Genomic DNA, 13686 nt, shown 5'->3' with positions numbered 1-13686 from the left:
GTTCCCCCGTCAGAAATCGTATTTGCTGATGTTCTCTTTGGTGAACACCACGCGCTCCGGCAGCAGCACGATGCCGTTGCCCTTCGCCTCATACTGGTAGCCCTGCACGCTGTTCGGCTCGACCTTCAGCGCCCCGATATTTTTTACGTCCACGCTGTCGCCCACGTTAAGATCGCCTTTTTTCAGCAGGCGATCGGCGACATTGACCGCAATTTTTCCCTGTTGTACGACATCCCACAGGCCGAAGGCTTTTACCGTGCCGCGCTCAACGTACGGACGCATCACGTTCGGCGTGCTGAAGCCGACAATCGCCACCCCTTCGCGCTTCAGGTTTTCCGCCGCCTGCGCCGCTGCCGGCAGCGCGTTGGCGTCCGGGGCGATAATCGCGTCCAGATCCGGATACGCTTTTAAGATCCCTTCGGCGGTTTGCAGGGATTTGGTGGCGTCGTTATAGCCAAACTGGGTGGTCACGACCTGCCACTGCGGATGATCTTTCTCGATTTTGGCCTTCGCCTCTTTCACCCACTGGTTCTGGTCGGTAACGGTGGGGCTGGAGTAGAAGAACGCCACTTTAGCGTTCGGTTTAGTGACCTGCTTGCCCGCCATCTCCACCAGCAGGCCGCCCAGCTGCTCCGGCGTCCCCTGGTTGATGTAGATGCTGCGGCACTCCGGTTTGGTGTCCGAATCCCAGGTCAGGACCTTGACGCCGCGCTGCATCGCGCGCTTGAGCGCCGGGCAGAGGCCGTCCGGCGACACGGCCGAGACGATGATGGCGTTATAGCCCTGGTTGACGAAGTTATTGATGAGCTGCACCTGGCCGGAGACGCTCGGCTCGGTAGGGCCGTCGTAGGTGACGTCCACGCCGAGATCTTTCCCCGCCTCTTTCGCACCGTTGCCGCCGCTGGTGAAGAAGCCCACGCCCACCAGCTTCGGGATAAAGGCAATGCGGTCCGCCGCCTGCGCCGAGGCGAAGCTGAGGGCCATTGCCAGGACGAACAGTTTTGTTTTCATCTTACGCTCCGGATAGTTTTCTAAAGAGAGAACGCACCCACTCGCGGTGCAGACTCAGCGAACGTCCCATCACCACCACAACCAGCAGCGCCCCTGACAGCGCGCTCGACACCTGGTTAGGGATGCCGACCATCTGTAAACCCTGCTGCAGGTAGCCCACCAGCAGCGCCGCCAGCGCCGTACCGACAACCGAACCTGACCCGCCGTAGATATTGGCCCCGCCGAGCACGGCGGCGGTGAGCGCGGGCATCAGCAGATCGCGCCCCAGATCCGAACGCGCGGAGCCGAAATAGGAGACCATCACCAGCGCGGCAATGGCGGAGGCCACGCCCACCAGCCCGTACAGCGCGTAGGGCATGCCGTTCACCGACAGCGCCGCATAGCGCGCCGCGCGCGGATTCTGCCCAATTAAAAACAGATGACGGCCAAAGCGCCCGCGGTGGGTAATCAGCCAGAAGAAAACGGTAATCACCGCGAACAGCACCAGCGGGATCGGCAGACCCAGCATCGTGAGGTTAGCGAACGCCGTGAAGCCGTCCGGGAAACCGCCGATGCCCTCGTAGCCCGTCGCCCCCGCCATGCCGGAGAGCAGCAGCGCGCCGCCGCCGTAGAGGTAGAGGGTGCCAAGGGTGATCACCAGCGGGCTGATGCCGGTGTAGTGAATCAGCGCGGCATTAAATAATCCGCACAGCAGGCCGAGCAGCAGCGTCAATGGAACGGCGACCGCCATCGGCCACCCCGCCTGCATCATCACGCCCAGCGCGATGGCACACAGGCCGATGGTCGAGCCGAGGGAGATATCGATCCCACCGCTGATAATCACCAGCGTGAGCGGCAGCGCCACAATACCGATGCAGATGAAGTCGCTGGTGCTGAACAGCAGCATGTTGATGTCGAGCATGCGCGGGTTGATGGCGCCAAAGAGCAGGATCTCCAGCACCAGTAAAATCAGCAGCGCGCTTTCCCAGTTAAGCCTCATTTACGCCACCTCTTTTTTGCGTTTGGGAAACGGGGTAACGTGCTTTCCACCTTTGTTACCCGGCTGGAAACGGCTGTATTTCAGCGCCCGTTGATGCCTTGAGAGCGCCTGGCGCAGGCGCCCGTCGAGCACCAGCACGCCCAGCAGCACCAGCCCGGCGATAAAGTCGTTCCACCACGCCGGGAGCCTGAACAGCACCAGCACGGTGTCGATTTGGGTCAGGAAGAAGGCCCCGAGGAAGGCGCCAACCAGCGTCCCCGTGCCGCCCAGCAGTGAAATCCCCCCGAGCACGCAGGCGGCGATGGCCTTCATCTCCAGCCCGCTACCGGTCTGGTTGGGCACAAAGCCAATCTGCGCGGCAAAGACAATCCCGGCGCAGGCCGCCAGCATGCCGTTGAGGGTAAAGGCGAGCATTCGGGTGCGGTTCACCGCCACGCCCAGCTGGCGTGCGGCGGCGAGGTTATCCCCCACCGCGTAGAAATCACGCCCGAACGCGGTGCGCGACAGCGTCCATGCGCCAGTGACGGCGATAATTAATACCAGCATGCCGAGCGGCGATATGCCGACGGCGGCAGGCTCAGAGAGGGATTTCAGCCCCGGCGGCAGCCCCTCAATCCACTTTCCCCCCGTCCAGAGCAGCATCGCGCCGCGGTACAGCCCCAGCGTGCCGAGGGTGGCGACAATCGCCGGGATGCGCAGCCCCACCACCAGTAACCCGTTGAACGCCCCGGCCAGTGCGCCTATCGACAGCGCGAAGAGAATGGAAACCGGCAGGCTGTAGCCGCTGTTGAGCGCCACGCCGACGGCGATGGCGGACAGTCCGACGATGGAGCCGACGGACACGTCGATGTTGCGGGTCAGCATCACCAGCGCGGCACCGATGGCCAGCAGGATCAGGATCTGCGAGCTGGCGAAGATCATCCCCAGCGTCTGTAAACTCAGGTAGGACGGATTCAGCGCCACCAGCACGGCGAACAGCGCCAGAATGGCGAGAAACGCGCTCAGCTCGCGGTTTTTGAGTAAGGTCTTCATGATTGCCCTCCGAACGCCAGCGCCATCATCCTGTCGAGGCTGACGGCGTGGCGCGGCAGCTCGCCGCTGAGCACGCCCTGATGCATCACCAGCACCCGGTCCGCGAGGCCCGGGAACTCGTCGAGATCGCTTGAGATCATCAGCACCGCCACGTTCTGCGCCGCCACGCTTTTTATCAGCTGGTAGATGTCGGCGCGCGCCGAGACGTCCACCCCGCGCGTCGGCTCATCGACGATCAGCAGTAAAGGGTTGGCCTCGAGACAGCGCGCCAGCAGCACCTTCTGCTGGTTGCCGCCGGAGAGCGTGCGCACGGTTTGATCCGCATGGTTGAGCTTGATCCCCAGCGCCCGGTGATAGCGCTCCACCACCGCCGACTCCCGCTTGCGCTGCTGCCAAATCGACGGCTCGTTCAGCGCCACCGTGTTCCAGCGGATCGGCGCGTCGAGGAACAGGCCGGACACCTGCCTGTCTTCCGGCAGGTAGACCAGCCCTTTTTCCAGGCGTGAACTTACCGGCTCGCCTGTAATGTCCTGATTCTCAAGCCAGACGCGGCCCCCGCGTACCGGCCGCAGGCCGTAGAGCGTTTCCGCAAACTCGGTGCGTCCGGCTCCCACCAGCCCGGCCAGGCCGACGATCTCCCCGGCGTAGATCTCAAGGCTGAGATCGATAAACCCTTCTCCGGTGAGATCGTCCACCCGCAGCACCGGGAAATCCTGCGCCTGAGTGCGGCGGTTGCCCGGCAGCGCCAGCCACAGCTTTTGCGTATCGCTGAGGGATTTCTCCCGGCTTACCGGCGTCATGGCGGCGATCAGGGCGCTGTCGTCAAACTGCGCGGTTTCGCCGCTCAGCACCACCGCGCCGTCGCGCATCACCGAGACGTGGCTCGAAAGCATGCGAATTTCCGGCAGCTTGTGCGAGATAAAGACAATCCCGACGCCGAGCGCCTGCAGGGCGCGGATCTGGCGGAACAGCCGCTCGGTTTCACCCGGCGTGAGGGAGGCCGTAGGTTCGTCGAGGATCAGGATCCTGGCATTGCGCATCAGCCCGCGCAGGATCTCCACCATCTGCTGGTCCGCCACTTCCAGCGTGCTGGCGGCGGCATCGAGGTTAAGCTGGCACTGCAGCTGCTGGAGTTTCTCCGCCAGCCGCTTTTCCAGATCGCGCTCGCGCGGCAGGCGGAACAGGATGTTTTCCCGCACCGTCAGGTTGGGGAACAGCAGCGGCTCCTGCGGCACCAGGTAAATGCCTAACCTGTGCGCCTGCACGGGAGTGAGCCGCGCATATGACTGCCCCTCGACAGAAAGTTCACCGCTGTCCGGCGTTTCGACCCCGGCGATGATCTTCATCAGCGTCGATTTTCCCGCGCCGTTTCCGCCCATCAGCGCGTGCACCTGGCCCGCAAGCAGCGTGAAATCAATGCCTTTTAGAACCGGCACGCCTGAGAACTGCTTGCTGATATTTCGCGCGTCGAGAAGTGGTGTCATCATCGCTCCGCTATTGAACAAATGATTTTTAGATTTAATAATGTTCAAAAGCGTAGACGGTGAACTATATTTACAACCGTGCAGGGATCACAGTTTTATCGATTGAGATACAGATAAACGAGAAACGATCTAAAAGATCCGTTTTGTCGCGTGGCTCACACTTTCCCTCCGCGCCATCACGAACATATGATCTAAATTTTTATAAGAGTTCAACTATGAGCGATAAACGCACTGCGGAAGAAGGACGGTTTGCCGGGCTGGCACTGGCGGAAGAGGAGCTGGTGGCGCGCGTGGCCTGGTGCTACTACCACGACGGATTAACTCAGAACGACATCGGCGAGCGGCTCGGGCTGCCGCGCTTGAAGATTTCTCGCCTGCTGGAGAAGGGCCGTCAGTCCGGAGTGATCCGCGTGCAGATCAACTCCCGCTACGAGGGCTGCCTGGCGCTGGAGACCGAGCTACAGCAGCGCTTTGGCCTGAAGCTGGTGCGCGTGATGCCCGCGTTAAATACGCCGCCGATGAACGTGCGGCTCGGCATTGGCGCGGCGCAGTCGCTGATGGGCGTGCTGGAGCCGGGCCAGCTGCTGGCGGTGGGGTTTGGTGAAACCACCATGAGCAGCCTGCAGCACCTGAGCGGCTTTATCAGCTCGCAGCAGATCCGCCTGGTGACGCTCTCCGGTGGCGTCGGGCCGTATATGACCGGTATCGGCCAGTTGGACGCGGCCTGCAGCGTCAGCATGATCCCCGCCCCGCTTCGCGTGTCCTCCGCCGAGGTGGCCGGGATCTTAAAACGCGAAACCAGCGTGCGGGACGTGATCCTCGCCGCCACCGCCGCCGACGTGGCGGTGGTCGGCATTGGTTCGGTAAACCAGCGCCGTGACGCGACGATACTGCGATCCGGCTATATCAGCGAGGGTGAACAGCTGATGTACGCCCGCAAAGGGGCGGTCGGCGACATTCTCGGCTATTTCCTCAATGCCGAGGGCGAGTGCGTCGAGGAGCTGGAGATCCACAAAGAACTGCTGGGCGTCACGCTCGATGAACTGGCGCAGCTGCCCACCATCGTTGGCGTGGCCGGAGGGGAAGAGAAAGCCGATGCGATTTATGCCGCACTGAAGGGTCGCCGTATCAATGGCCTGGTGACGGAAGAGACGACAGCCCGCGCGGTGCTGGCCCTGACGTAACGGGGTTGCCCTGCGCTAACAACGAGGCAAGCTCATGAGTTACCTTTTAGCGTTAGATGCAGGGACAGGCAGCGTTCGCGCCGTGATTTTCGATTTACAGGGCAACCAGATTGCCGTTGGCCAGGCCGAGTGGAAGCACCTGAGCGTGGAGAACGTGCCGGGGTCGATGGAGTTCGACCTCGAGACCAACTGGCAGCTGGCCTGCCGGTGCATTCATCAGGCGCTGGAGCGCGCGCGCCTGAGCGCGGCGGACATTCAGTCCGTCGCCTGCTGCTCGATGCGAGAAGGGATCGTGCTGTACGACCGCAACGGCGAGGCCATCTGGGCCTGCGCCAACGTCGACGCCCGCGCCAGCCGCGAGGTGGCCGAACTCAAAGAGATCCACGACGACCGTTTTGAATCCGAAGTGTATGAGGTTTCCGGGCAGACGCTGGCGCTGAGCGCCATGCCGCGCCTCCTGTGGCTGGCGCACCATCGTCCGGATATTTACCGCAAAGCCGCGACCATCACCATGATCAGCGACTGGCTGGCGGCGAAGCTCTCCGGCGAGCTGGCGGTCGACCCGTCTAACGCGGGCACCACCGGCATGCTGGATCTTTTCTCCCGCGACTGGCGTCCGGCGCTGCTCGACATGGCCGGGCTGCGCGCCGATATCCTCTCCCCGGTGAAAGAGACCGGCACCGTGCTGGGAACTGTCACCAGAGAGGCCGCGCTGCAGAGCGGCCTGCGCGAAGGCACCCCGGTGGTGATGGGCGGCGGCGACGTGCAGCTGGGCTGTCTGGGGCTGGGCGTGGTTCGCGCCGGGCAAACGGCGGTGCTGGGCGGCACCTTCTGGCAGCAGGTCGTCAACCTGCCGCAGGTGCGCACCGACCCCGAGATGAACATCCGCGTGAACCCGCACGTGATTCCCGGCATGGCGCAGGCGGAGTCGATCAGCTTCTTTACCGGGCTGACCATGCGCTGGTTCCGCGACGCCTTCTGCGCCGAAGAGAAGCTGATTGCCGAACGGATGGGGATGGACACCTATTCCCTGCTGGAAGAGATGGCGAGCCGCGTGCCGGCGGGCTCCCACGGGGTGATGCCGATATTTTCCGACGCGATGCATTTTAAGCAGTGGTATCACGCCGCGCCGTCGTTTATTAACCTCTCCATCGATCCGGAAAAGTGCAACAAAGCGACGCTGTTCCGCGCCCTGGAGGAGAATGCGGCGATCGTCTCGGCCTGTAACCTGGCGCAAATTTCGCGCTTCTCCGGCGTGACGTTTGAAAGCCTGGTGTTTGCGGGCGGCGGGGCTAAGGGCGCCCTGTGGAGCCAGATCTTAAGCGACGTCACCGGCCTGCCGGTGCGCGTGCCGGAAGTAAAGGAGGCGACGGCGCTCGGCTGCGCGATTGCCGCAGGTGCGGGCGCGGGGCTGTTTGCGGATATGGCCTCGACGGGCGAGCGCCTGGTGAAATGGAGCCGCGAGTTCACGCCGAACCCGCAGCACCGCGAGCTGTACGACGGCATGATGCAGAAATGGCAGGCGGTGTACGCCGACCAGCTTGGGCTGGTGGACAGCGGACTGACGACGTCGATGTGGCAGGCACCGGGGCTAGTAAAAACCCAAACCCCTCACCCTGCCCCTCTCCCCTAAGGGAGAGGGAAAAACCTGATCGAGCCAATTCTTTAAGGCCGCACCGGCCAGTCCCCTCTCCCCTCCGGGGAGAGGGTTAGGGTGAGGGGTGAAGTTCTTTGAGATCTATCACAATCATTCGATCCCGCTTTTACCTTTCCGCTGCCGCTGGCTAAATTAGTAACTCATCCGACCACATAACAATAATTTTACACTGGAAGAGACTATGAGCCGCTACCCGTCGTTATTCGCCCCTCTCGATCTGGGGTTCACCACCCTCAAAAACCGCGTGCTGATGGGCTCGATGCACACCGGGCTGGAAGAGCGTCCGGACGGGGCCGAGCGTCTGGCGGCCTTCTATGCCGAGCGCGCGCGCCACGGGGTGGCGCTGATTGTGACCGGCGGCGTGGCCCCTGCACCTTCTGGCGTGACGATGGAGGGCGGCGCGGTGCTGAACGATGCATCACAGCTTGCGCACCACCGGATCGTGACCGACGCGGTGCATAAAGAAGGCGGCAAAATCGCCCTGCAGATCCTGCACACCGGGCGCTACAGCTATCAGCCGAACCTGGTCGCGCCGTCGGCCCTTCAGGCACCGATTAACCGTTTTAAACCTCACGCACTGACCCACGACGAGATCCTGGCGTTAATTGACGACTTCGCCCGCTGCGCGGCGCTGGCGCGCGAGGCGGGCTACGACGGCGTTGAGGTGATGGGCTCAGAAGGCTATCTGATCAACGAATTCCTCGCCGCCCGCACCAACCAGCGCGACGACGAATGGGGCGGCGACTATGCCCGCCGGATGCGCTTTGCCGTGGAGGTGGTGCGCGCGGTGCGCGAACGTGCGGGCGCGGACTTTATTATCGTCTTTCGCCTGTCGATGCTCGACCTGGTGGAGGGCGGCGGGACGTTCGACGAAACCGTGCAGCTGGCGCAGGCGATTGAAGCCGCAGGTGCCACCATTATCAACACCGGCATCGGCTGGCACGAGGCGCGCATCCCGACCATCGCCACGCCGGTGCCGCGCGCGGCGTTCAGCTGGGTAACGCGCAGGCTGAAGGGCAAAGTGTCCGTTCCGCTGGTCACCACCAACCGCATTAACGATCCGCAGGTGGCGGACGATGTGATATCACGCGGCGACGCCGATATGGTGTCGATGGCGCGTCCGTTCCTCGCGGATGCCGAGCTGCTGTCCAAAGCGCAAAGCGGCCGTGCGGACGAGATCAACACCTGCATCGGCTGTAACCAGGCCTGTCTGGATCAGATCTTCGTCGGCAAGGTCACCTCCTGTCTCGTTAACCCTCGCGCATGCCACGAAACTAAAATGCCGATCGTTCCGGCGGTGAATAAAAAACGCCTGGCCGTGGTGGGCGCTGGCCCGGCGGGGCTGGCATTTGCGGTCAATGCTGCCTCGCGCGGGCACAGCGTGACGCTGTTTGATGCGCTGGCGGAGATCGGCGGGCAGTTTAATATCGCCAAACAGATCCCCGGCAAAGAGGAGTTCTATGAAACGCTGCGCTACTACCGCCGGATGATCGAACTTACAGGCGTCGATCTGCGGCTTAACCAGTTTGTCAGCGCAGCGGATCTGATCGGTTTCGATGAGGTGATCCTGGCGAGCGGGATCGCCCCGCGCACGCCTGCGATCGAGGGTATCGATCATCCGAAGGTATTGAGCTATCTGGACGTGCTGCGTGACAAAACGCCGGTTGGCGAGAAGGTGGCGATTATCGGCTGCGGAGGCACCGGTTTTGACACCGCCATGTACTTAAGCCAGCCGGGCGAGGCCACCAGCCAGAACATTGCCGAGTTTTGCGTGGAATGGGGTATCGACACCAGCCTGAAGCAGTCCGGCGGGCTACGCCCGGAAGGGCCGCAGCTGCCGAAAAGCCCGCGCCAGATTGTGATGCTGCAGCGTAAGGCCAGCAAGCCGGGCGAAGGGCTGGGCAAAACCACGGGCTGGATCCACCGCGCCACCCTGCTCTCGCGCGGGGTGAAGATGATCCCGGCGGTCAGCTACCAGAAGATCGACGACGAGGGTCTGCACGTCACGATCGGCGGCGAGCCGCAGCTGCTGCGCGTGGATCACGTCATTTTATGTGCCGGGCAGGAGCCGAAGCGCGATCTGGCGGATCCGCTGCGCGAAGCCGGTAAAACGGTGCATTTGATTGGCGGGTGCGATGTGGCGATGGAGCTGGACGCGCGGCGGGCGATTGCGCAGGGGACAACATTGGCATTAGCGATTTGATTTCTCGCCCGGTGGCGCTGCGCTTACCGGGCCTACAAAACCGTAGGCCTGTGCAAGCGAAGCGCCGCCAGGCAAAACGATCTTACCGACGACGTCCCAGCTTCACCGCTTTCAGCACCACAAACTTATTGTTGGTCGCAACGGTGACGCAGTTGCCGAAAATCTTCTTCAGCTTGTGGAAGTAGTCCAGGTGGCGATTCGCCACGATGTACAGCTCGCCGTTGATTTTCAGGCAGCGGCGCGCGTGGTGGAACATCTCCCACGCGACGTTATCCGTCAGGGCGTGCTTCTGGTGGAACGGCGGGTTGCAGAACACGGCGTTGAATCGGAACGGCTCTACGCCCGACAGCGCGTTGTTGATCATAAACTCGCAGCGGTCCAGCGCTTCCGGCATGTTGGTTTCCACGTTCAGACGGCTGGAGGCCACCGCCATCGGCGACTCGTCGCTGAACACCACGCTGGCGTCCGGATTCTTCGCCAGCAGCGTCAGGCCAATCACGCCGTTGCCGCAGCCCAGATCGACGATTTCGCCTTCCAGGTTTTCCGGCAGATTTTCAATAAAGAAACGCGCGCCGATATCCAGCCCGGTACGGGAGAAGACGTTCGCATGGTTGTGGATGGTCCAGTCGGTGCCTTCCAGCTTCCAGCTCAGGGTCTCTGGCGCGTCGGCCAGCTCCGGTGCGCTGAACGTACAGTTGATCAGGCGCGCTTTTTTCCAGGCCAGCGTCGTGGTGGTCGGGCCGAGGACTTTCTCGAACAGCTCCAGCGTCGAGGTGTGAATATCGCGCGCTTTGGCACCCGCGATGATGCGCGTTTCCGGCGTCACGACCTTACGCAGCGCGCGAAGCTGTTGCTCCAGCAGCGCCATGGTTTTTGGCACTTTTATCAGCACCACGCCCGGCGCCTGCGGGTAGTCCGCGGTGCTGTCGAGGAACTTCACGCTGGACTCTTCGATGTCGTTATGGCGCAGGTTTTCACGCGTCGCCAGCTCGCTCAGGTAGGAATCGCCGATGCTGTAAGGCGTGTGCTCCGCCAGGGCGCAGCCCAGCGCGCCAAACGCGTCATTCAGGATCAAAACCGGGCCGCGGATTTCAGTCTCATCCAACTGCTGCAGCAGATATTCATCCGCCGCTTCCCACGCCATGAGCGGGTTAACGTCGTCCGTTTCCGGGAAACGTTTAAGGTTGAGTGAACGGAAACCGTTGTCTAAGTGGCTCATCGGCCCTCCTGAATGGTAAAATTTGGCGTATCCCTGAAAAGGGTGCGTGAGTATACCCGTTTTCGCATTAATTTGGGCTTTTGATGAACCAACTTACTTATCTCCAGGGCTACCCGGAGCATTTACTGACTCAGGTTCGCAGCCTGATTGCCGAGCAGAAGCTCGGCGCGGTGCTGGAAAAACGCTATCCCGGCACGCACGATTTCGCGACCGATAAGGCGCTCTGGCAGTATACACAGGATCTGAAAAACCGGTATCTGAGGAGCGCGCCGCCGATCAACAAGGTGATGTACGACAACAAGATCCACGTGCTGAAAAACGCGCTCGGCCTGCACACCGCCATTTCCCGCGTGCAGGGCGGCAAGCTGAAGGCGAAGGCCGAAATCCGCGTCGCGACCGTGTTCCGTAACGCACCAGAAGCGTTTCTGCGGATGATCGTGGTGCACGAGCTGGCGCACCTGAAAGAGAAAGAGCACGACAAAGCCTTCTACTCCCTGTGCTGCCACATGGAGCCGCAGTACCACCAGCTCGAGTTTGATACCCGCCTGTGGCTTACGCATTTATCGTTAAAAGGTAATGCGGAATAGCGCACTGGTTTTGCAATAATCCCGTGCTACAGTGGCTAAAGGTTCCCAGCTACGGAGTACGTAAACGTTTATGATACGTTTCGCAGTCATTGGAACGAACTGGATCACGCGCCAGTTCGTCGACGCCGCCCACGAGACCGGCAAATACAAGCTCACCGCAGTCTATTCCCGCAGCCTCGAGCAGGCGCAGAGTTTTGCTAACGACTACCTCGTTGAACATCTGTTTACCTCGCTCGACGAGATGGCGCAAAGCGACGCCATTGACGCGGTGTATATCGCCAGCCCGAACTCCCTGCACTTCCCGCAAACGAAGCTGTTCCTCAGCCATAAAAAGCATGTGATTTGCGAGAAGCCGCTGGCCTCCAATATCCAGGAAGTGGAAGCCGCCATTGCGCTTGCCCGCGAAAACCAGGTGGTGCTGTTCGAAGCGTTCAAAACCGCCAGCCTGCCGAATTTCCTGCTGCTGCAGCAGTCCCTGCCGAAAATTGGCAAGGTGCGTAAAGCCTTTATCAACTACTGCCAGTACTCGTCGCGCTACCAGCGCTACCTGGACGGCGAGAACCCGAACACCTTTAACCCGGCCTTCTCGAACGGCTCGATTATGGATATCGGTTTTTACTGCCTGGCCTCTGCGGTTGCACTGTGGGGCGAACCGCACGGCGTGACGGCCACCGCCAGCCTGCTGGAGAGCGGCGTGGATGCGCACGGGCTAGTAGTGCTGGACTACGGTGATTTCAGCGTCACCCTGCAGCACTCGAAGGTGAGCGATTCAGTGCTGCCAAGCGAGATTCAGGGCGAAGCGGGATCGCTGGTGGTCGAAAAGATCTCAGAATGCCAGAAGGTGAGCATTGTGCCGCGCGGGGGCAAAGCGCAGGAGCTGACGCAGCCTCAGCATATAAACACTATGCTCTATGAGGCAGAGGTCTTCGCCCGTCTGGTCGAGGACAACGAAGTGAATCACCCGGGCCTCGCGGTGAGCCGCACGACGGCGAAGCTGCAGACGGAGATCCGCCGCCAGACCGGCGTGGTGTTCCCGGCAGACGGCGTAGGCGCGGAAGCGATCGCGTAAAGCTGTGTAATGAAACCGTGCAGACCATTGACGAAACCAATGGTCTGACATATTTTGTTACCTGCAAAGGGGAGTAACTTCTTCGCCGGTGGATCGTCATTACGATGCGTTAAACACGCATCCGGTCGCCGGGCAACCTTCGTGGTTGTAAGTGAGACCTTGCCGGAAGGCGAGGTCTATGCATAAAAAGCTAACGGCTATCGTCTTCTGACCATGGCCGTTTTTGTTTTTTATGTGTAAGGAAAATAGTATGCATTCTGTCGGCACTCCAATGTTGTGGGGCGGATTCGCGGTTGTCGTGCTCATCATGCTGGCGATCGACCTCTTTTTGCAGGGTCGTCGCGGCGCGCACGGCATGAGCATCAAACAGGCTGCGGCCTGGTCGCTGGTCTGGGTCACCCTCTCCCTGCTGTTCTGCGCCGCCTTCTGGTGGTATCTGGCCTCGACCGAAGGCCGCGCGGTAGCCGATCCCCAGGCGCTCGCCTTCCTCACCGGCTATCTGATTGAAAAAGCCCTGGCGGTTGATAACGTCTTCGTCTGGCTGATGCTGTTCAGCTACTTTGCCGTACCGGCTGCCCTGCAGCGTCGCGTGCTGGTCTACGGCGTGCTGGGCGCGATTATCCTGCGTACCATCATGATCTTCGCCGGCAGCTGGCTGATTACCCAGTTCGAATGGCTGCTGTACGTCTTTGGCGCGTTCCTGCTGTTCACCGGTATCAAAATGGCGCTGGCGAAAGAAGACGAAACCGGCATTGGCGAGAAACCGCTGGTGAAGTGGATCCGCAGCCACCTGCGCATGACGGACAAGATCGAAACCGAGCACTTCTTCGTGCGCAAGAACGGCCTGCTGTTCGCCACCCCGCTGCTGCTGGTGCTGATTCTGGTTGAGCTGAGCGACGTGATTTTCGCGGTCGACAGCATCCCGGCAATCTTTGCCGTCACCACCGACCCGTTCATCGTCCTGACCTCTAACCTGTTTGCGATCCTCGGCCTGCGTGCGATGTACTTCCTGCTTGCGGGCGCGGCGGAGCGCTTCTCGATGCTGAAGTACGGCCTGTCGGTGATTCTGGTGTTTATCGGTATCAAGATGCTGATCGTCGATTTCTACCACATCCCGATCGCCATTTCGCTCGGCGTGGTGTTTGGCATTCTGATCATGACGCTGCTTATCAACACCTGGGTTAACCGCCAGCACGATAAGAAGCAGCAGGCGGAGTAATTCCCTCACCCCGGCCCTCTCCCACAGGGAGAGGGTGAAAAG

Annotated in this window: 11 protein-coding genes; 6 read left to right on the top strand and 5 right to left on the bottom strand. The window is 61.3% G+C overall.

Annotated elements, in window-relative coordinates:
- Positions 1–9: 9 nt before the first annotated feature.
- Genes lsrB through lsrA form a run of 4 tightly spaced genes read right to left on the bottom strand, consistent with a single transcriptional unit; the run spans position 10 to position 4506 of the window.
- On the bottom strand, positions 10–1011 hold the full coding sequence (gene lsrB, locus E0L20_RS07715) for an autoinducer 2 ABC transporter substrate-binding protein LsrB (RefSeq protein ID WP_023333523.1): 1002 nt from the start codon (positions 1009–1011) through the stop codon (positions 10–12).
- Between the two features lies 1 nt (position 1012).
- Positions 1013–1990 carry an autoinducer 2 ABC transporter permease LsrD gene (gene lsrD / locus E0L20_RS07710; RefSeq protein ID WP_121424720.1) on the bottom strand — a complete coding sequence of 326 codons (978 nt, stop codon included), beginning with the start codon at positions 1988–1990 and terminating at the stop codon, positions 1013–1015.
- The gene (gene lsrC / locus E0L20_RS07705; protein ID WP_131633448.1) at positions 1991–3022 is read right to left on the bottom strand and encodes an autoinducer 2 ABC transporter permease LsrC; all 1032 of its coding nucleotides are present in this window, start codon (positions 3020–3022) and stop codon (positions 1991–1993) included.
- The gene (gene lsrA / locus E0L20_RS07700; RefSeq protein ID WP_131633842.1) at positions 3019–4506 is read right to left on the bottom strand and encodes an autoinducer 2 ABC transporter ATP-binding protein LsrA; all 1488 of its coding nucleotides are present in this window, start codon (positions 4504–4506) and stop codon (positions 3019–3021) included. The genes lsrC and lsrA overlap by 4 nt, the downstream gene beginning before the upstream one ends.
- Positions 4507–4721: 215 nt before the next feature.
- Here lsrA and lsrR point away from each other — a divergent pair, with 215 nt between their 5' ends.
- The 3 genes from lsrR to E0L20_RS07685 all read left to right on the top strand — a co-directional run bounded on the left by lsrR (position 4722) and on the right by E0L20_RS07685 (position 9550).
- Positions 4722–5690 (top strand): transcriptional regulator LsrR, encoded by a 969-nt coding sequence (gene lsrR / locus E0L20_RS07695; protein WP_010435856.1) that lies wholly within the window; start codon positions 4722–4724, stop codon positions 5688–5690.
- 34 nt (positions 5691–5724) lie between these two features.
- On the top strand, positions 5725–7323 hold the full coding sequence (gene lsrK / locus E0L20_RS07690) for an autoinducer-2 kinase (RefSeq protein ID WP_131633447.1): 1599 nt from the start codon (positions 5725–5727) through the stop codon (positions 7321–7323).
- Between the two features lie 205 nt (positions 7324–7528).
- Positions 7529–9550, top strand: a complete 2022-nt coding sequence (locus E0L20_RS07685; protein WP_131633446.1) for an NADPH-dependent 2,4-dienoyl-CoA reductase — start codon at positions 7529–7531, stop codon at positions 9548–9550.
- Between the two features lie 82 nt (positions 9551–9632).
- Here E0L20_RS07685 and rlmG read toward each other — a convergent pair whose 3' ends face one another.
- Positions 9633–10769: a 23S rRNA (guanine(1835)-N(2))-methyltransferase RlmG gene (gene rlmG, locus E0L20_RS07680; RefSeq protein WP_131633445.1), complete on the bottom strand. Its 1137-nt coding sequence runs from the start codon at positions 10767–10769 to the stop codon at positions 9633–9635.
- 83 nt (positions 10770–10852) lie between these two features.
- Here rlmG and E0L20_RS07675 point away from each other — a divergent pair, with 83 nt between their 5' ends.
- From E0L20_RS07675 to E0L20_RS07665, 3 genes are all read left to right on the top strand, one after another.
- Positions 10853–11356: a YgjP-like metallopeptidase domain-containing protein gene (locus E0L20_RS07675; RefSeq protein ID WP_131633444.1), complete on the top strand. Its 504-nt coding sequence runs from the start codon at positions 10853–10855 to the stop codon at positions 11354–11356.
- Between the two features lie 70 nt (positions 11357–11426).
- Positions 11427–12425, top strand: coding sequence for a Gfo/Idh/MocA family protein (locus E0L20_RS07670; protein WP_131633443.1), 999 nt, complete (start codon positions 11427–11429; stop codon positions 12423–12425).
- 250 nt (positions 12426–12675) lie between these two features.
- Positions 12676–13644: a TerC family protein gene (locus E0L20_RS07665; protein ID WP_131633442.1), complete on the top strand. Its 969-nt coding sequence runs from the start codon at positions 12676–12678 to the stop codon at positions 13642–13644.
- Positions 13645–13686 lie beyond the last annotated feature (42 nt).

Origin of the sequence: Enterobacter wuhouensis, assembly GCF_004331265.1 — a bacterium.
Classification (GTDB): Bacteria; Pseudomonadota; Gammaproteobacteria; order Enterobacterales; family Enterobacteriaceae; genus Enterobacter; species Enterobacter wuhouensis.
The sequence above is the reverse complement of the archived record's forward strand: the minus strand, read 5'-3'. Positions and strand labels throughout refer to the sequence as shown.